An 18283-nucleotide genomic window follows, 5' to 3' on the forward strand; every position below is an offset into this window, starting at 1 on the left:
GACGCCGCACCGGGCGTCCCGCCCGCGCGCGCCTCAGGCCGGGGTCGCCTCCAGCTGCACGACCGCCCACGACAGCGGCGGCAGCCGCAGCGCGACCCCGTCCCCGTCGACCGTCACGTCGTCGAGCCCGCGCAGCCCGACGGCGTCGGGCCGGTCCTGCGTGTTGGCCGTCCACCGGTCGCCGCCCTCGGGCACGTCGAGCACCTCCGCGCGCACGACGCGGCCGAGCGACCAGCCGCGCAGGGTGAGCGCCACGTCGGCCGGCTCGTCGAGCCCGCGGTGCGCGAGGAAGAGCGCGACGCGGCCCTCCTCCTCGTCCCAGGTCGCCGACACGTCGACGAGGTCCACGTCCCCGAACTTGTCGGCCTGGTACCGGTCGGACCGCACGACCGGCCGCAGGATCTCGCCGCGCGCGAGCGCCGCCGTGCGGGCGAACGGCCAGAAGATGCTCTGCCGCCACGCCGGTCCGCCCTCCTCGGAGCGGATGGGCGCGATGACGTTGACGAGCTGCGCCTGGTTGGCGATCTTCACGCGGTCGCCGTGCCGCAGCAGCGAGTTGAGCAGCGTGCCGACGACGACGGCGTCGGTGACCCCGTACTCGTCCTCGATGATGCGCGGGTGCTCGCGCCACACGGCCTCGCGCTCGATGACGTGCGGCTGGTCGGGCGTCTCCTTGCCGGTCTGGTACCAGACGTTCCACTCGTCGAACGAGAGGTTGACTCGCTTGCGGTGCTTGCCGGCGGCGCGCACGGCGTCGGCCGTCGCGACGACGGACTCGATGAAGTAGTCCATGTCGACCGCGGACGCGAGGAACGACCCGTGGTCGCCGTCGGTCTCCTGGTAGTAGGCGTGCGCCGAGACGTAGTCGACGTACTCGTACGCGTGCCGCAGGACGGTCTGCTCCCACGAGCCGAACGTCGGCATGCTCGAGTTCGACGACCCGCAGGCGACGAGCTCGATGGTCGGGTCGACGAGCCGCATGGCCTTCGCCGCCTCGGTGGCGATGCGCCCGTACTCCTCCGCCGTCTTCTGGCCCATCTGCCACGGGCCGTCCATCTCGTTGCCGAGGCACCACAGGCGGATGTCGAACGGCTCGGGGTGCCCGTTGCGCCGGCGCAGGTCGGACCACGCGGTGCCGCCGGGGTGGTTGGCGTACTCGACGAGCGCGCGTGCCGCCTCGACGCCGCGCGTGCCGAGGTTGACGGCCTCCATGACCTCGACGCCGGCGACGCGCGCCCAGTCGACGAACTCGTGCAGCCCGAACGCGTTGGTCTCGACGGTGTGCCACGCGCCGTCGAGCCGCACGGGCCGCTCCTCGCGCGGGCCGACCCCGTCCTCCCAGGTGTAGCCGGAGACGAAGTTGCCGCCGGGGTACCGGACGACCGTCGGTCCCATCTCGCGCACGAGGTCGAGCACGTCGGTGCGGAACCCGTTCTCGTCGGCGGCCGGGTGCCCGGGCTCGTAGATCCCGGTGTAGACGCAGCGGCCCATGTGCTCGACGAACGAGCCGAAGAGGCGGCGGGGCACGGGCCCGGCGGTGAAGTCGCGGTCGAGCGTGATGCGTGCGCGGGTCATGGGGCTCCTCGGGTGGTGCGGGTCGGTGCGGTCCTGCGGGTGGGTGCGCTCACTGGCCGCCGAAGCCGGTCGTGGAGAACCCGCGGATGATCTGCCGCTGGAAGAAGAGGAAGACGATGACCAGCGGGAGCGCCGCGAGCACGGCCGACGCCATCGTCTGCGCGTACTGCAGCCCGTACGCGCTCTTCACGGTCTGCAGGCCGACGGGCAGGGTCATCAGGGACGAGTCCGAGATGATGATGAACGGCCACAGGAAGTTGTTCCAGGCGCCGATGAACACGAAGATCGCGACGGCCGCGAGGATCGGTCGCGAGAGCGGCAGCACGATCGACCAGAACACGCGCGGCCGGCCGGCGCCGTCGATGCGCGCGGCGTCCTCGAGCTCGACGGGCACCTGCTCGAAGAACTTCTTGAGGATGAAGACCATGGCCGGGTGCACGAGCTGCGGCAGGATGATCGCCCAGTACGTGTCGACGAGGTTCAGCGCGAGCATCTCGTAGAACAGCGGGACGATCAGCACCGGCGGCGGCACGATGATCGACGCGATGATCAGGTAGAAGAGCCACTTGCGGCCGGTGAAGTCGATGCGCGCGAGCGCGTACGCGGCGAGCGCCGACACGGCCAGCGTGACGATCGTGATGGCCGTCGCGGTGAGCAGGCTGTTCCACGTCCACAGCGGGACGTTGCCCTCGCGCAGCACGTTGGCGTACGCGTCGGTGGTGAAGCCGTCGGGCGGCAGCAGCGTCACGGGCGTCGCCGCGGCCGTGGCCTCGGACTTGAACGACGTGATCACGGCCCACACGAACGGCAGGAGCCACGTGACGGCCATGACGACGAGCGCGAGGATCGCGACGATGCGGCCGGGGCTGGCGAACCGCTCGCCGACGCGCAGGTTCGCCGCGGCGGTGAGGCGCCCGGTGCGCCGCGGACCGGGCCGGTAGGCGGCGTTCGGCTGGGGTGCGACGGTGGTGGTCATGCGTGGTCCCTCCGCGACGTGAACCGCAGCTGCGCGACCGAGATGATGATGATGACCGCGAAGAACACGTACGCGATCGCCGACGCGTAGCCGAACCGGTAGCCGGTGAAGCCGGACTCGAAGATGTACTGGACGACCGGCCGCGTGACGCCGCCCGGACCGCCCTGGGTCATGATGTAGATCTGGTCGAACACCTTGAGCGAGGCCAGGACCTGCAGCATCACGATGAGCACGGTCGTCGGGCCGAGCTGCGGGAGCGTGATGGCCCACAGCTGGCGCCACCGCCCGGCGCCGTCGAGCGCGGACGCCTCGTACTGCTGCTCGGGAATGTTCTGCAGCGCCGTCAGGTAGAGCAGGAAGTTGAACCCGACGGTCCACCACAGGGTCTCGACGACGACGGCGAGCATCGCCCACCGCGTGTCCTGCAGCCACGCCTGGCCCTCGATGCCGACGACGCCGAGCAGGGCGTTCACGAGCCCGAGCTGCGGGTTGTACATCCAGATCCAGAACTGCGCCGCCACCGTGGACGCGAGCAGGAACGGCATGAAGAACGACAGCCGCCACAGCCACTGCCCGGGCAGCCCCTGGAACACGAGCAGCGCCATGACCAGCCCGACGAGCACGAGCGGCACGGTCGACAGCACCGTGAACCACACGGTGTTGAGCATCGACCGCCACATGATCGGGTCGGACAGGGCCTCGGCGTAGTTGGCGAAGCCGAGGAACTCGCCCCCGGCGCCGGTGATGCTCTCGCCCGTGAAGCTCAGCCAGAGGCCGTGCAGCAGGGGCCAGAGCAGGAACATCGCGAAGACGACCACGAACGGCGCGACGAACGCCCACCCGATGCGGGTGTCGCGCCTGCGCTGGTGGCTGCTGACGGTGCGCGCCGGCGCGGCGGTGCCCGTGCGGGCGTCGCCGGTCCGTGCGCCGAGTGTTGCTGAGGACACGATCGGACTCCTTCGTCGGATCGGGGACGGAGCTCCGGACCGGGTCAGACCGGGTTCGGCTTGGCGAGCTGGACGTCGATGCGCCGGACGAAGGCCTCGAAGCCCTCGCGCGGGTCGGCACCCTGGAGGTAGACGTTCTGCACGGTCTCGAGGAAGTAGTTCTGGAAGTCCGACCCCGACCCGGTGAACCACGCCTCCGGGTCGTAGTTGAGGATCTCCGCGGCGGGCGCGTAGTTCGCCTGCGGCGTCAGCTGCGCGTAGTCGTCGCTCTCGATGACCGGCTGGAACGCCGGGATGTGCCCGGCCTCGGCCCAGGGCAGCGAGTTCTTCAGCAGATCGGCGACGAACTCGTACGCGGCCCGCCGCTGCTCCGGGTCGGGGTTGCTCTGGTGCGGCAGCGTGAACGCGTGCGAGTCGGCGTAGGCGGCGGGCGTGCCGAACAGCGTGGGGATCGGCTGGGCGTCGAGGCCGAACCCGGCCGCCTTCATGGTCGGCAGCTCCCACACGCCGGTGAGGAACATGCCCGCCTCGGCCGACGCGAACTCGGAGACCGCCGTGCCGTAGTCGCCGTTGGGCGTCGCCACGGTGCCGTCGAGCATCCGCTGGATGTACTCGAGCGACGACACGGCCGCGTCCACGTCGACCTTCGCGCGGTCGCCCGAGAGGTCGAACTCCGCGCCGTGCTGCTTGTAGAACGTGTAGAACAGCCGCCACATCTGGGCGCCGTCGCCCAGGTACCCGTACGCGACGCCGTGGCCGCCCGTGACGCCCTGCATGGCCCGCGCCACCTCGAGGAACGTCTCGGGGTCCTCGATCGGCACGAGCTTGCCGTCGGGGCCGAGCGCACCCGCCTGCGAGGCGACGTCCGTGTTGTACATGAGCACGAACGGGTGCGAGTCGAGCGCGATCGAGTACACGTCGCCGTCGAGCGTGCCTTTCTGCCAGACCCGCTCGAGGAAGTCACCCTCCTGCACGCCCACGTCGGCGAGCAGGTCGAGGTCCCACGGGTCGAGCAGGCCGCCCGGTGCGTACCCGGCGACGCGGGACGCGTGCATCACGGCGACGTCGGGGGCGCGCCCGCCGACGCTCGCCATGGCCAGCTTCGTGTAGTACGGCGCGCCCCACGCGAGCACCGTCTGGGTGGCCTCGTAGCCGTGGCCGAGCGTGTTGGCGTCCTCGACGAGCCCCGCCATGACGACGCCGTCGCCGCCGCTGAGCAGGTGCCAGTACGAGAGCGGCCGGGCACCGCCCGCGGCCACCGCCGCGGGGCTGCAGCCGCCGAGGGCGCCGATCGTGGCGACGCCGCCGGCTGCGGCGAGCGAGCCGAGCAGCACCTGGCGGCGCGTGAGGCCGCCGGGGTCCGGCGGGCGGCCCGCCACGGGGGGCGGCGGGGCGGCGGGGCGCAGGGGTCGTCGCAGGCTCATGTCCTCACTCCTTCGTGAGACATCACGGTCCGTCGTCGTCGGCGACGGCGCCGCACGGTCCTCCCCGACCTGCGGCTCCGTCGCCGACCACCCGATCGTTACATCGTTAGAACGCTCGGACAAGTAGGAGGGACCGGACACGCCGGACGGGTGACGGGCTCAGACGGCCGCGGGCCGGCCGTCGACGTGCGCGAGCGCCGCGCGCCCGCCCGTGCTGGCGCGCACGACCACGTGGTGCGGTACGACCACCCGGCGCGGGGCGCGGTCGCGGTCCTCGATGCGCTCGCCCAGCAGGTCCAGCGTCGTCGCGACGAACCCGCGCAGGTCGAACGACACCGTCGTCAGCGGCGGCACCGCGTACCGCCCGGGGGCGACGTCGTCGAAGCCCGCCACCGCGACGTCCTCGGGGACGCGGACGCCCCGCTGCCACAGCAGGCCCAGCACCCCGAGCGCCATCGAGTCGGTGAAGCAGAAGAACGCGTCGGGCAGCGGCGCACGGTCCAGGAACGCGGCGACCGCCGCGACGGCCGCCTCGGTCGTCCACGCCGGCACGGCCACCTCGAGCGCCGGGTCGTGCGGCACGCCGGCCGCCGCGAGCGCCTGCCGGAAGCCCTCGGTCCGCTGCCGCGCGGCCGCCGTCTCGTCGGGCGCGGGCGCACCCACCACGGCGATCCGCCGCCGACCCGCCGCGAGCAGGTGCGCCGTCATGTCCCGCGCCGCCGCGACGCTGTCGACGCCGACCTGGTCCGTGCGGTCCTGCTCGACCTCGCCGATCAGCACGGTCGGCGGCAGCGGCGCGCGGCCCAGCCCGACGTGGTCCGCCAGCACGGAGTCCTCGATGGAGACGGGGTTGAGCACGAGCCCGTCGACGAGCTGCGAGCGGGCGCGGGACAGCAGCTCGCGCTCCCGCCGGGGCTCGGCCGCGGTCTCCTCCACCTGCACGCCCCAGCCCCGCGCGTGCCCCTCCTCGACGAAGTGGTGGGCGAGCTCCGCGGAGTACGCCGTCGACAGGTCCGGCAGCGCGAGCGCGATGAGCCCGTACCGGCCGCTGCGCAGGCCGCGCGCCACGAGGTTGGGCACGTAGTCGAGCTCGGCGAGCGCCCGCTCGACGCGCTCCCGCGTCTCGGGACGCACGAAGACGCGGCCGTGGATCACGTTCGAGACCGTCTTCGGGGAGACGCCCGCCCGCGTGGCGACGTCCTTCACGGTCGGGCGCATCCGCGGGGCCTCGGGTCAGTCGGTCTCGGCGCGCGCGATCCGGCGGCGCTCCCAGACGACGAGGACGAGGACGACCGCCGCACCGGCGACCGCGAGCAGCACCGGCCCGAGCAGGTCGCCCGACGGCGCCAGCAGCCCGCGGTCCTCGTCCTGCCACGGCCACAGCGCGCGCAGCGACCCGATCATCAGGCCGGCGAGCACCGCCATGGTGCCCTGCCGACGCTGGTGCAGCAGCCACTGCAGCAGCTTGACGAACGACGCGAGACCGACCGCCGCGCCGAGCATGAACACGCCCACGAACGCCAGGTCGCGGTCGTCCAGCGCGGCCTGCACGGGCACGTACAGGCCGAGCACGACGAGCAGCGCCGACCCCGACACCCCCGGCAGCACCAGCGCGTTGATGGCCAGCGCGGCTCCGAGGAACACGTACCAGAGCGACGGGTCCGCGACCTCCGCGGGCGCGAGCCCGGCGAGCAGGAACGCCGCCACCGCGCCCACCGCGAGCAGCAGCGCGTCGAGCGCCCGGAAGCGCCGCGGCATCATCTGCAGCGGCACGACGACCGACGCGGCGATCATGCCGAGGAACACGGCGCGGGTCGGCACGGGGTGGCTCTCGAGCAGCGGCGCGATGGTCCGCAGCGAGACGAGCAGGACGACGACCATGCCGATCAGCACCGGGATCAGCAGGCGCCAGTCGACCCGGCGCAGCGCCGCCACGGCCTCCGCCGTCCCCTCCCGCCGGCTCAGGCCGGTGACCAGCGCCCGGCCGGCGTGCACGACGTGGCCCGCCGCGTCGACGAGCCGGTCGTAGAGGCCGACGACGAGGGCGATCGTGCCGCCGGAGATGCCCGGCACGGACTCCGCCGCCCCGATCAGGCCGCCGCGCACGGCGTCGAGCGGCGCGTGGGACCACGACGTCCGGCGGTCGGACGGCGCGGGACCGGGCCGGTCGGTGTCCGACGGGGCGGCGTCGCACGGGGCGGGATCAGGTCGCGTGGGCAGGCTGGCGCGGTGGGCGTCGTCGGCGGTCACCCCGGCAGCGTAGTCACGCGGGACTACCCTGACCGACGTGACGGAACGGACGATCGACTCCTGGCTGACGGACATGGACGGCGTGCTCGTGCACGAGGGCACCGCGCTGCCGGGCGCCGTCGAGTTCGTCCGCACGCTGCGCGAGCGCGAGCGCCCGTTCCTCGTCCTCACCAACAACTCGATCTTCACGCCGCGCGACCTGCGCGCGCGGCTGGCGGCCACGGGCATCGACCTCCCCGAGGGGGCGATCTGGACCTCCGCCCTCGCGACCGCGCAGTTCCTCACCGACCAGATGCCCGGCGGGTCCGCGCACGTCATCGGCGAGGCGGGCCTGACCACGGCGCTGTACGAGGCCGGGTACACGCTGACGGCGGCGCAGCCGGACTTCGTCGTGCTCGGCGAGACCCGCACGTACTCGTTCGAGGCGATCACGCAGGCCATCCGCCTCATCCAGGGCGGCGCGCGGTTCATCGCGACGAACCCCGACGTCACGGGCCCGAGCGCCGAGGGCGACCTGCCCGCGACGGGCGCCGTGGCCGCCATGATCAGCGCGGCCACCGGGCGCAAGCCCTACTTCGTCGGCAAGCCCAACCCGATGATGATCCGCTCCGCGCTCAACCGCATCGACGCGCACTCCGAGACGACGGTCATGGTCGGCGACCGCATGGACACCGACGTCGTCGCCGGCATCGAGGCGGGCCTGCGGACGTACCTCGTGCTCACCGGCTCGACGCGCGCGAGCGACGTCGAGCGGTTCCCGTTCCGGCCCACCGCCGTGCTCGACTCGGTCGCGGACCTGATCGAGCTCGTCTGAGCGTCCGGGGCGGGCGGCCGGCCGGGCGTCAGAAGCTGACGGTCGGCGCCTGGCGCAGCTGCGGGTCCTCGGCCTCGAAGTACTCGGCGCGGGTGAAGCCGAACATGTTCGCGATGATGTTCGGCGGGAAGGTCTCGACCTTCGTGTTCATCGCCCGGACGTTCGCGTTGTAGAACCGGCGTCCGGCGGCGATGCGGTCCTCCGTGTTGGTCAGCTCGGCCTGGAGCTGCTGGAAGTTCTCGCTGGCGCGCAGCGCGGGGTACGCCTCGGCGACGGCGAACAGGCGGCCGAGCGCGGCCGTCAGCTGGTTCTCCTGCGCGGCCTGCTGCGCGGGGCCCGCGGCGGGCCCGGCCGCGGCGGCACGCGCCCGCGTGACCTCGTCGAACACGGCGCGCTCGTGCGCCGCGTACCCCTTGACCGACTCCACGAGGTTCGGGATGAGGTCGTGCCGGCGGTGCAGCTCGACGTCGATCTGCCGCCACGCCTCCTGCACGAGGTTCCGCAGCCGGACGAAGCCGTTGTACTGCGCCACCGCCCACAGCAGCACGATCACGACGATCGCGACGACGACGAGCAGGGCGATGGTGCCACCGGTCACGGGAATGCCTCCGCAGGGGTCGGGACGGTCACCGGATCGTACCGACCGCCGGCCCGCCCGCGGCACCGTGCACGCGCCCGCGGCGCCGCCGTGCCGCGCCGGGCAGCCGGCGGCTCAGCCGTTCGGCGCAGCGCCGTGCGTCAGCGGGTCGTACCCGTGGTCCTGCCAGACGTGCCGCGGCACGCCGCGCACGACCGCGTGCATCACCCCGAGGCGCGGGGCGATGCGGTCGGTGTCGGTGCGGCCGACCCGCCAGGACGCGATCCAGGTGCCCTCGATGCGCCAGTCGGTGCCGACGGCGTCGTCCTGCAGCAGGCGCTCCATGAGGCGCGGGTGCAGGATCGCGTGCCCCACGCGCTCGTCGCCGGCGACCACCCGGTACGCGTCGTTGAAGGCCGCCGACTCGGTCTGCATGTCGCGCGCGCCGAGCGCCTTCGCGATCCGCGCGCCGACGCCCTCCGCGGTCAGCTCGAGCACCGGCAGGTACGCCGGGAGCGCGAGGGCGACGACGTGCGCGTGGTACGTCTTCTTCTCCTTGCCGCTGCCCGTCGACCACTCGTACGTGTACGACACGGCCGGGATGCCCTGCCACCGGCCCGTCAGCACCTCCGACGCGCGCCGGCTGTGGCCCTGCTCGAACGGCTGGTTGCGGTGCAGCCGCACGAGCCCCAGCCCGGGGTCGGTGCGCACGTACTCCCACCCGGTGGCGGCCGCCCACGCGGCGAGCTGCTCGTGCCGCTTCTTCTGCAGCCACCAGGCGAGGGCGAAGAACGCCGGCAGACCGACGGCGAGCAGCAGGACGACGAGCGTGGAGTCCATCGCTGGGCTGCGCTCAGGCCAGGCCGAGGTCCGCGAGGCCGAACAGGGGGTGGTACGGCACGCCGAGGGCCTCGATCGCCTCCCGCGCGCCCGTGGCTCGGTCGACGATCGTCGCGACGCCGAGCACCTCGCCGCCGGCCTCGCGCACGGCCTCGACCGCGGCGATCGGGGAGCCGCCGGTCGTCGACGTGTCCTCGACGACGACGACGCGGCGCCCGGCGACGTCCGGGCCCTCGATGCGCCGCTGCATGCCGTGCGCCTTCGCCTCCTTGCGGACGACGAACGCGTCGAGGTCCTGCCCGCGCGACGCCGCCGCGTGCAGCAGGGCGGTGGCCACGGGGTCCGCGCCGAGCGTGAGCCCGCCGACCGCGTCGACCTCCGCCGTGCCGAGCCCGGCCTCCTCGAGCATGTCCAGCATGAGGTGCCCGATGAGCGGGGCCGCGCAGTGGTGCAGCGTCGCGCGGCGCAGGTCGACGTAGTAGTCGGCCTCGCGGCCCGACGACAGCGTCACGCGCCCGCGCACGACGGCGAGCTCGACGATCAGGTCCCGCAGCTGCTCGCGCGGGGTGGGCGACAGGTCGGAGGTCACGGCGGACAGAGTAGCGACGCGCGCCGTCCGGCCGGTGCGTGCCCGCTCAGTCGGTGCGCGCGCCGTCCTGGTCCGCGGCCTGGTCGACGGCCTCGGCCGCCGTCGGCTCGTCGGGCAGCTCGACGCCCTTGCGGTACCGCCCGATCGCGCGCACGGCGGACCGCGGCAGCACCCGGACGAGCGCCGAGGTCGCCTTGTACCGCAGGCTCGGGGTCGAGATGACGACGCCGCGGCGCACGTCGGCGAGCGCGGTCGCGACCACGTCCTCGGGGTCCAGCCACGCCACCTCGGGGTAGGCGCTCGTGTCGATGTCCCCGCGCGCGTGGAACTCGGTGTGCGTGAAGCCCGGGCAGACGACGGTGGCGGTCACGCCCGTCCCCTCCAGCTCGACCGCGAGGCCCTCGGTGAACGAGCGCACCCACGCCTTGTGGGCGGAGTACGTGCCGGACGCGAGCAGCGCGGCGACGGACGCGACGTTGAGGATCGCGCCCCGGCCCCGCTCGACCATGGCGCCGGCCGCCGCGTGCGAGAGCACCATGACGGCCCGGACCATGACGTCCAGGCCCTCCTCCTCGCGCCGCACGTCGCCGCCGACGAAGCGCTGGTGGATGCCGAAGCCGGCGTTGTTGACCAGCAGGCCGACGGGGCGCTCGGTGGCGCGCAGGCGGTCGGCGACGCGCTCGACGTCGGCGCGGTCCGTCAGGTCGGCGACGAGGACCTCGGCGTGCACGCCGGCGGCGGCCTCGAGCTGGCGGGCGAGGCGCGTGAGGCGCTGCTCGTCGCGGGCGACGAGCACGACGTCGTGCCGGGCCGTCGCGAGCTGCCAGGCGAACTCGAGGCCGAGGCCGGCGCTCGCCCCGGTGACCAGTGCGGTTCCCATGGGCGCCACCCTACGGAACCTGCCGGGGCCCGCGCGGCGCGTCGCGCCGTCGCGCGCCGTCGTGCCGGGTCGCGCGTCGGCGGGCGGGGTCGCGCGACGGCGGGCGGCGTCGCGCGACTGCGCGCGGGTCTGCCGACGTCCACAGGCCCGCCGGGCGGCCACCGCGCCGGCGCCGGGGCTCGTAGGGTGGTCGGGTGCTGCCGGACCCCACCTCCCCCGACGCGCCGCCGGACGTCCCGGCGGACCCGTTCGCCGGTGGCGACGAGCCGCCGTGGTGGGACGTCGAGCCGCCCGCCGACGCGTGGGAGCCGCCCGCCGACCCGTGGGACGCCCCGGGCGACGCGGCCGCCGCGCGCCCCCGACGTGCGGCGACGCCCGTCTCGCGCGAGCCCGCCGCCCCGCGCGAGCCCGGCCGTCCGGCGCCCTCGCACGGCGACGCGCGCACGGTGCTGCACCGCGTGTGGGGGTACGACGCGTTCCGCGGCGACCAGGAGGCGGTCGTCGACACGGTCGTCGGGGGCGGCGACGCGGTCGTGCTCATGCCGACCGGCGGCGGCAAGTCGCTCTGCTACCAGGTGCCCGCGCTGGTCCGCGAGGGCACGGGCGTCGTGGTGTCCCCGCTGATCGCGCTCATGCAGGACCAGGTCGACGCCCTCTCCGCGCTGGGCGTGCGGGCCGGGTTCCTCAACTCGACGCAGGAGCGGGAGCAGCGGCGGGCCGTCGAGGACGCGTTCCTCGCGGGCGAGCTCGACCTGCTGTACCTCGCGCCGGAGCGCCTCCGCGTGCCGGAGACCCTCGCGCTGCTCGAGCGCGGGCACGTCGCGCTCTTCGCGATCGACGAGGCGCACTGCGTGAGCCAGTGGGGCCACGACTTCCGCCCCGACTACCTTCAGCTCTCGGTCCTGCACGAGCGGTGGCCGGACGTGCCGCGCATCGCGCTGACGGCGACGGCCACCCCGGCGACGCACCGCGAGATCTGCCAGCGCCTGCAGCTGGAGGACGCGCGGCAGTTCGTCGCGAGCTTCGACCGCCCGAACATCCGCTACCGGATCGTCGGCAAGGACGACCCGCGCCGCCAGCTGCTGCACCTGCTGCGCACCGAGCACGACGGCGACTCGGGCATCGTCTACTGCCTGTCGCGGGCGTCGGTCGAGCAGACGGCGGAGTGGCTGGTGCGCAACGGCGTCGCCGCGCTGCCGTACCACGCGGGCCTCGACCGCCGGGTGCGCGCGCAGAACCAGTCGCGGTTCCTGCGCGAGGACGGCCTCGTGATGGTCGCGACGATCGCGTTCGGCATGGGCATCGACAAGCCGGACGTGCGGTTCGTCGCGCACCTCGACCTGCCGAAGTCCGTGGAGGGCTACTACCAGGAGACCGGCCGCGCGGGCCGCGACGGGCTGCCGTCGACGGCCTGGCTGGCGTACGGGCTCGCGGACGTCGTGCAGCAGCGCAAGATGATCGACGGCTCGGAGGGCGACGCCGAGCACCGCCGCCGCCTCACGCAGCACCTCGACGCGATGCTGGCGCTGTGCGAGACGGTCGACTGCCGCCGCGTGCAGCTGCTCGCGTACTTCGGCCAGCCGTCGGACGGGCCGTGCGGCAACTGCGACACGTGCCTCGAGCCGCCCGAGTCGTGGGACGGGACGGTGCCCGCGCAGAAGCTGCTGTCGACGGTGGTGCGCCTCGACCAGCGCGGGCAGCGGTACGGCGTCGGCCACGTGGTCGACATCCTGCGCGGCAAGGAGACGCCGCGGGTGCGCCAGCTCGGGCACGAGCAGCTCTCGACGTTCGGCATCGGGCAGGACCTGTCCGACGGCGAGTGGCGCGGCGTGGTGCGCCAGCTGCTCGCGGCGGAGCTGCTCGCCGTCGACACGCAGGGGTACGGCACGCTGCGGATCACGCCGGCGTCGGCGGACGTGCTGCGCGGCGGGCGCGAGGTCCGGCTGCGGCGCGAGCCCGAGCGCACCGGGCGGGCGACCCGCGAGCGCCGCGGCGGGGGCCGGTCGGCTGCCGCGGCGGACCTCACGGGCGGCGACGCGTCGGCGTTCGAGGCCCTGCGCGCGTGGCGCGCGGGCGCGGCCAAGGAGCAGGGCGTGCCCGCGTACGTGGTGTTCCACGACGCGACCCTGCGGGAGATCGCGACGCGCCGACCGACGTCACGGGCGGAGCTCGGCACGATCGGCGGCGTCGGCGCCGCCAAGCTCGACCGCTACGCCGACGGGGTGCTGGCGACGATCGCCGGCCTCGGCGACGACGCGGCCTGACGACCGCCGGACGGGCGGTCGTCGGCGCGGGACGCCGACGGCCGGACGCCGGCGCTGGTCTCTGAGCCGGTGCCGACGGCGGGCCGGCGTCCCGCGGAGAAGCAGCAGCGTGTCCCCGCGCGACGTGTCCGTGGCGGCGTGTCCACGTCGGGAGGACATGGTCTCCCCGGCCGTACGCACGCGAGGCGCACACCGTGCGTACGCCCGCGGGAAGGGATCTCCTCCGGTGCCGACACGCCGGGCGTGGCGCGCCGGCTGCGGCGGCCACCCGCACAGGCAGAGCCACGGCCACCGGCACCAACATCCGGCACCGGCACCGGCATCCGGCACCGGCACCGGCACCAGGGTGGGGCGACGCCGAGGCCGACGGGCGTCGCGAGGGTCGGTCCGCGAGCCCGGGGCCGCGGGCGCGTCAGGCCGGGGCAGCGCCCGTCGAACCGCGGATGACCAGGTGCGTGGGCAGCACCGACGGGTCGCTGCCGTGGCCGAGGTAGGGCCCGGTGCCCTCGAGCCGGGAGATGAGGAGGTCGGCGGCGAGGCGGCCGGCGCGCTCCATGGGGGACGCGACGGTCGTCAGGGCCGGGCGGACCAGGTCGGCGCCGAAGACGTCGTCGCAGCCGACGACGCTCATGCGTGCCGGCACGTCGACCCCGCGGGCGTCGAGACGCTCGAGGATGCCGAACGCGAGCAGGTCGTTGAACGCCACCACGGCGGTGACGCCTGCCTGGACGGCGGCGTCGGCGGCCGCAGGCCCGGCCGTGCGCACCGGCGCGTACGGGCCGAGGACGGTGACGTCGAGGCCGAGGCGCGCGGCGGCGGGGTGCAGCGCGGCCTGCCGGCGGGTGTCGGACCACGACGTGCGGGGGCCGGACGCGTACGCGACGCGGCGGTGCCCCAGCGAGGCGAGGTGCTCCAGCGCCTGCACGAGACCGCCGGGCGTGTCGATGAGCACGCTCGGCGCCGACAGGGACGGGCTCGTGCGGTTGACCGCGACGACCGGGAGGTCGGCGGCGAGCTCGGCGAGGCGCGCGTCGGCCAGGCGCGACGCGGCGAGCACGGCGCCGTCGACGGTGCCGCGCAGCCCGACGAGCGCACGCGCCTCGGCCTCGGCGGACTCCTCGGTGTCGACGAGCACCTGGACGTAGCCGCCCTCGCGCAGCCGCGCGCCCGTCCCCCGGACGAGCCCGAAGTAGAACGGGTTGGTGACGTCGGGGACGACGAGTGCCACCGTGGTGGTGCGCCCCGACGACAACGCGCGGGCCGACGCGCTGGGCGTGTACCCGAGGGCGTCGGCCGCGGCGCGGACCCGCTCGGTGGTGTGCGCGCTGATGCGTCCGGGACGTGTGAGGGCGCGCGAGGCCGTCGACACGGCGACGCCCGCCTTCTCGGCGACGTCGCGCAGCGTGGGCTGCCTGTTCACGCGGTCCTCCGTTCGCTGACGGGTCGTGGCGGTGCGGCACGCCGCCTGCGAGGCGGTGCACCCGTGGCACATCGGGTGGCAAATCATGGCACACGATTGCCATCCCGCGGCAGCCCTGCCTACGCTCGCCGCAGCCCGCCGACGAGGTGCGGGCGGGAGGAGCGACAAGGATGTCCACCGCGATCCGCACCGCCGAGGTGCTGGTCTCCAGCCCCGGCCGCAACTTCGTGACCCTGCGCGTGGTCACCGAGGACGGCGTCGTCGGGCTCGGCGACGCGACGTTGAACGGCCGCGAGCTGTCCGTCGCCAGCTACCTGACCGACCACGTGGTCCCCCTGCTCATCGGCAGGGACGCGCACCGGATCGAGGACACGTGGCAGTTCCTCTACCGCAGCGCGTACTGGCGCCGCGGCCCGGTGACCATGGCGGCCATCGCCGCCGTCGACATGGCCCTGTGGGACATCAAGGCCCGGGTCGCCGGCATGCCGCTGTACCAGCTGCTCGGGGGCGCCAGCCGCACCGGGCTCATGGCGTACGGGCACGCGTCCGGGCGCGACCTGCCGGAGCTGTTCGACTCGATCCGCAAGCACCTCGACGAGGGCTTCCGCTCGATCCGCGTGCAGACGTCGGTGCCCGGCATCACCGCCGTCTACGGCGTGGCCGCGCAGCCGTCGACGTCCGGCCGGTACGACTACGAGCCCGCGCAGCGCGCGCCGCTGCCCGCCGAGGAGGACTGGGACACCCGCGCGTACATGCGCCACCTGCCCGGCGTCTTCGAGGCGGTCCGCAACGAGTTCGGGCCCGAGCTGCCGCTGCTGCACGATGGCCACCACCGCATGACCCCGATCCAGGCGGCACGCCTGGGCAAGGACCTCGAGCCGTACGACCTGTTCTGGCTCGAGGACTGCACCCCGGCGGAGAACCAGGACGCGCTGCGGCTGGTCCGGCAGCACACCGTGACGCCGCTCGCGATCGGCGAGGTCTTCAACACCGTGTGGGACTACCAGACGATCATCCGCGAGCAGCTCATCGACTACGTGCGCTCGTCGGTGACGCACGCGGGCGGCATCACGTCGCTGCGCCGCATCGTCGACTTCGCCGCCCAGTACCAGATCAAGTCGGGCTTCCACGGGCCGACCGACATCTCGCCCGTCGGCATGGCGGCGGCGCTGCACCTGGGCCTCGCGATCCACAACTTCGGGATCCAGGAGTACATGCAGCACTCGCCGACGACGCACGAGGTGTTCCGCACGTCGTTCACGTTCGACGACGGCTACCTGCACCCCTCCGACGAGCCGGGGCTGGGCGTCGTGCACGACGACGACGCGGCCGCGCGGTTCCCCTACGAGACGGCGTACCTGCCGTTCAACCGGCTGAAGGACGGGACGGTGCACGACTGGTGAGCACGACGACGACGCAGGAGAGCTGGCAGGACGTCCCCTGGCAGGACCGCGGCTGGCACGACGCGTGGCTGCCCGACGCCGCGTTCCGGCCGCTCGGGTCGCGCCGCGTGCTCGTGGCGCTCGGGCCGGACGCCGGGCCGGTCGGCGACACGGTCCTCGCGGAGCTGCGGCGAGCCACCGGGCTGTTCGGCGGCTCGCTCACCGTGAGCACGGCCGACGCCCCGGTCGACGCGGACGTGGTCGACGCGCACGACGTCGCGCTCGTCGTCGCGGTCCGCGCGGCGCAGGTCGGGACCGCGTCGATGCGGTTCGCGCACCCGACGACCGACCCGAACGCGCATCTCGTCGGGCCGGCGAGCCGGGGCACGCTGGACGGGTACGCGAGCGCGCCCCTCGGCGAGGACTCCTTCCTGCTGGGCCGCCGGGACGGGAACGCGTACGTCGTCGCCGGCGGGCACCGCGGACTCCTGTACGGCCTGCACGCCCTCGTCCGCGAGGGTGAGCAGGGCTGGGCGGCGGACGAGGACCAGGTGTTCGACCTCCCCGTCTCGTCGCTGCGCATGCTCGACCACTGGGACAACGTCGACGTGCACCCCGTCATGGGTCAGGTCGAGCGCGGGTACGCCGGCGGGTCGCTGTGGTTCGAGGCGGGCCGCGTGCGCGAGGACCTCACGCGCGTCGCCGCGTACGCGCGGCTGCTCGGCTCGGTCGGCATCAACGCCGTCTCGCTCAACAACGTCAACGTCGGCCGCACCGAGGCGCGGCTGCTGACCGACGGCCTGCCGGACGTGGCCCGCCTCGCCGACCTGTTCCGCCCGCACGGCGTCCGCACGTACCTGTCGGTGTCGTTCGCGGCGCCGATGACGCTCGGCGGCCTGCCGACGTCCGATCCGCTCGACGCCGACGTGCAGCGCTGGTGGGCCGACGCGGCGGACCGCGTGTGGGCGGCGGTCCCGGACTTCGGCGGGTTCGTCGTCAAGGCGGACTCCGAGGGCCAGCCGGGGCCGTTCGCGTACGGGCGCGACCACGCCGACGGCGCGAACCTGCTGGCCCGCGCGGTCGCGCCGCACGGCGGCACGGTGTTCTGGCGGGCGTTCGTCTACAACCACACGCAGGACTGGCGGGACCGGTCGACCGACCGCGCCCGGGCGGCGTACGACCACTTCCACCCGCTCGACGGGCGGTTCGACGACAACGTCGTCGTGCAGGTCAAGCACGGCCCGCTGGACTTCCAGACGCGCGAGGCCGTCTCCCCCGTCATCGGCGCGATGCCGCGCACGCGCGTGGCCGTCGAGCTGCAGGTGACGCAGGAGTACACCGGGCACCAGAAGCACGTCTGCTACCTGGGGCCGTGGTGGAGCGAGATCCTCGGCTTCCCGCTCACGCAGAACGCGACGCGCACCGTCGCCCAGGTCGTCACCGGCCTGCCCGGCCCCGCGGACGTCGACGAGCCCGACGGCCCGGACGCGCCACCGCGCCGCGCCGGCGGGATCGTCGCCGTCTCCAACGTCGGCGACGACGCGTTCTGGACGGGCCACCCGCTGGCGCAGGCCAACCTCTACGCGTTCGCGCGCCTGGCGTGGAGCCCGGAGGCCGATCCCGTCGAGGTCCTCGACGAGTGGATCACGCTGACGTTCCCCGACGCCGACCCGCGCCTGCGCGACACGCTGCACCGGCTCATGGACCACTCGTGGCGCACGTACGAGGCGTACACCGCGCCCCTCGGCGTCGGGTTCATGGTCGACCCGGTGCGGGGCCACTACGGGCCGAACGTCGACGGGTACGAGTACTCGAAGTGGGGCACGTACCACTTCGCCGACCGCGACGGCATCGGCGTCGACCGCACGCGTGCGACCGGCACGGGCTACACGGGCCAGTACGCGGCGCCGTGGCGGGACGTGTACGAGGACCTCGCGACGTGCCCCGACGAGCTGCTGCTGTTCTTCCACCACGTGCCGTGGGAGCACCGGCTGCACTCCGGCACGACGGTCGTGCAGCACGTGTACGACTCGCGCGCGGACGCCGTCGACGAGGTGGAGCGGATGGGCGCCGCGTGGGCGGACGTCGCCGGGCTCGTCGACGACGCCCTGCACGCGCGCGTCACCGAGCGGCTCGCCGAGCAGCTGCGCTCCGCCACGGAGTGGCGCGACCAGGTGCGCACGTACGTGTTCCGCAAGAGCGGCGTGCCCGACGCGTCGGGGCGGCCGATCTACTGACGGCACCCGCGTGTGCAGCCGTCGCGGGCGCGTGCAGCGTCGCGGGCGCGTGCAGCGTCGCGGGCGCGTGCAGCGTCGCGGGCGCGTGCAGCGTTGCGGACACCCGAG

At 74.2% G+C, this 18283-nt stretch carries 15 protein-coding genes; 4 read left to right on the forward strand and 11 right to left on the reverse strand.

The genetic code is table 11. From position 1 onward, the window contains the following. Positions 1-33 precede the first annotated feature (33 nt). From ACFUMH_RS13380 to ACFUMH_RS13405, 6 genes are all read right to left on the reverse strand, one after another. Positions 34-1575, reverse strand: coding sequence for an alpha-N-arabinofuranosidase (locus tag ACFUMH_RS13380; RefSeq protein ID WP_378206202.1), 1542 nt, complete (start codon positions 1573-1575; stop codon positions 34-36). 49 nt (positions 1576-1624) lie between these two features. Continuing rightward, complete coding sequence (locus ACFUMH_RS13385) at positions 1625-2551, reverse strand: carbohydrate ABC transporter permease (RefSeq protein ID WP_378206205.1); 927 nt, start codon at positions 2549-2551, stop codon at positions 1625-1627. Next, positions 2548-3498, reverse strand: a complete 951-nt coding sequence (locus ACFUMH_RS13390) for a carbohydrate ABC transporter permease (RefSeq protein WP_378206208.1) — start codon at positions 3496-3498, stop codon at positions 2548-2550. Before ACFUMH_RS13390 ends, ACFUMH_RS13385 begins: the two co-directional genes overlap by 4 nt. A gap of 44 nt (positions 3499-3542) precedes the next feature. Beyond that, positions 3543-4922 (reverse strand): extracellular solute-binding protein, encoded by a 1380-nt coding sequence (locus tag ACFUMH_RS13395; protein WP_378206211.1) that lies wholly within the window; start codon positions 4920-4922, stop codon positions 3543-3545. 159 nt (positions 4923-5081) lie between these two features. Then, positions 5082-6140, reverse strand: a complete 1059-nt coding sequence (locus ACFUMH_RS13400; protein WP_378206214.1) for a LacI family DNA-binding transcriptional regulator — start codon at positions 6138-6140, stop codon at positions 5082-5084. 15 nt (positions 6141-6155) lie between these two features. Beyond that, positions 6156-7172, reverse strand: coding sequence for a DUF368 domain-containing protein (locus ACFUMH_RS13405; protein ID WP_378206217.1), 1017 nt, complete (start codon positions 7170-7172; stop codon positions 6156-6158). A gap of 73 nt (positions 7173-7245) precedes the next feature. Here ACFUMH_RS13405 and ACFUMH_RS13410 point away from each other — a divergent pair, with 73 nt between their 5' ends. Next, complete coding sequence (locus ACFUMH_RS13410; RefSeq protein WP_378206242.1) at positions 7246-7986, forward strand: HAD-IIA family hydrolase; 741 nt, start codon at positions 7246-7248, stop codon at positions 7984-7986. Positions 7987-8014: 28 nt separating this feature from the next. Here ACFUMH_RS13410 and ACFUMH_RS13415 read toward each other — a convergent pair whose 3' ends face one another. The 4 genes from ACFUMH_RS13415 to ACFUMH_RS13430 all read right to left on the reverse strand — a co-directional run bounded on the left by ACFUMH_RS13415 (position 8015) and on the right by ACFUMH_RS13430 (position 10872). Further along, positions 8015-8584, reverse strand: coding sequence for a LemA family protein (locus ACFUMH_RS13415; RefSeq protein ID WP_378206220.1), 570 nt, complete (start codon positions 8582-8584; stop codon positions 8015-8017). Positions 8585-8698: 114 nt separating this feature from the next. Further along, positions 8699-9403 carry a hypothetical protein gene (locus tag ACFUMH_RS13420; protein ID WP_378206223.1) on the reverse strand — a complete coding sequence of 235 codons (705 nt, stop codon included), beginning with the start codon at positions 9401-9403 and terminating at the stop codon, positions 8699-8701. Between the two features lie 13 nt (positions 9404-9416). Continuing rightward, the gene (gene pyrE / locus ACFUMH_RS13425; RefSeq protein WP_378206226.1) at positions 9417-9992 is read right to left on the reverse strand and encodes an orotate phosphoribosyltransferase; all 576 of its coding nucleotides are present in this window, start codon (positions 9990-9992) and stop codon (positions 9417-9419) included. Between the two features lie 46 nt (positions 9993-10038). After that, on the reverse strand, positions 10039-10872 hold the full coding sequence (locus tag ACFUMH_RS13430; protein ID WP_378206230.1) for an SDR family NAD(P)-dependent oxidoreductase: 834 nt from the start codon (positions 10870-10872) through the stop codon (positions 10039-10041). Between the two features lie 197 nt (positions 10873-11069). Here ACFUMH_RS13430 and recQ point away from each other — a divergent pair, with 197 nt between their 5' ends. Further along, positions 11070-13136 (forward strand): DNA helicase RecQ, encoded by a 2067-nt coding sequence (recQ, locus tag ACFUMH_RS13435; RefSeq protein ID WP_378206245.1) that lies wholly within the window; start codon positions 11070-11072, stop codon positions 13134-13136. A 412-nt stretch (positions 13137-13548) separates the two neighbouring features. Here the strand turns inward: recQ and ACFUMH_RS13440 are convergent, their stop codons facing one another. Beyond that, complete coding sequence (locus tag ACFUMH_RS13440; RefSeq protein ID WP_378206233.1) at positions 13549-14556, reverse strand: LacI family DNA-binding transcriptional regulator; 1008 nt, start codon at positions 14554-14556, stop codon at positions 13549-13551. A gap of 170 nt (positions 14557-14726) precedes the next feature. On the opposite strand from ACFUMH_RS13440, the gene manD reads away from it, so the two are divergent. Beyond that, positions 14727-15959 (forward strand): D-mannonate dehydratase ManD, encoded by a 1233-nt coding sequence (manD, locus tag ACFUMH_RS13445; protein ID WP_378206236.1) that lies wholly within the window; start codon positions 14727-14729, stop codon positions 15957-15959. Then, positions 15956-18175, forward strand: a complete 2220-nt coding sequence (locus ACFUMH_RS13450) for an alpha-glucuronidase (RefSeq protein WP_378206239.1) — start codon at positions 15956-15958, stop codon at positions 18173-18175. The genes manD and ACFUMH_RS13450 overlap by 4 nt, the downstream gene beginning before the upstream one ends. Positions 18176-18283 lie beyond the last annotated feature (108 nt).

Source organism: Cellulomonas sp. NPDC057328, assembly GCF_042667215.1.
Lineage (GTDB): Bacteria > Actinomycetota > Actinomycetes > Actinomycetales > Cellulomonadaceae > Cellulomonas.

Coding starts and splice junctions, on each gene's coding strand:
- ACFUMH_RS13400 (WP_378206214.1), bottom strand. CDS start 6,140: ATGCGCCCGACCGTGAAGGACGTCGCCACGCGGGCGGGCGTCTCCCCG.
- ACFUMH_RS13430 (WP_378206230.1), bottom strand. CDS start 10,872: ATGGGAACCGCACTGGTCACCGGGGCGAGCGCCGGCCTCGGCCTCGAG.
- ACFUMH_RS13420 (WP_378206223.1), bottom strand. CDS start 9,403: ATGGACTCCACGCTCGTCGTCCTGCTGCTCGCCGTCGGTCTGCCGGCG.
- manD (WP_378206236.1), top strand. CDS start 14,727: ATGTCCACCGCGATCCGCACCGCCGAGGTGCTGGTCTCCAGCCCCGGC.
- ACFUMH_RS13380 (WP_378206202.1), bottom strand. CDS start 1,575: ATGACCCGCGCACGCATCACGCTCGACCGCGACTTCACCGCCGGGCCC.
- ACFUMH_RS13385 (WP_378206205.1), bottom strand. CDS start 2,551: ATGACCACCACCGTCGCACCCCAGCCGAACGCCGCCTACCGGCCCGGT.
- ACFUMH_RS13410 (WP_378206242.1), top strand. CDS start 7,246: ATGGACGGCGTGCTCGTGCACGAGGGCACCGCGCTGCCGGGCGCCGTC.
- ACFUMH_RS13395 (WP_378206211.1), bottom strand. CDS start 4,922: ATGAGCCTGCGACGACCCCTGCGCCCCGCCGCCCCGCCGCCCCCCGTG.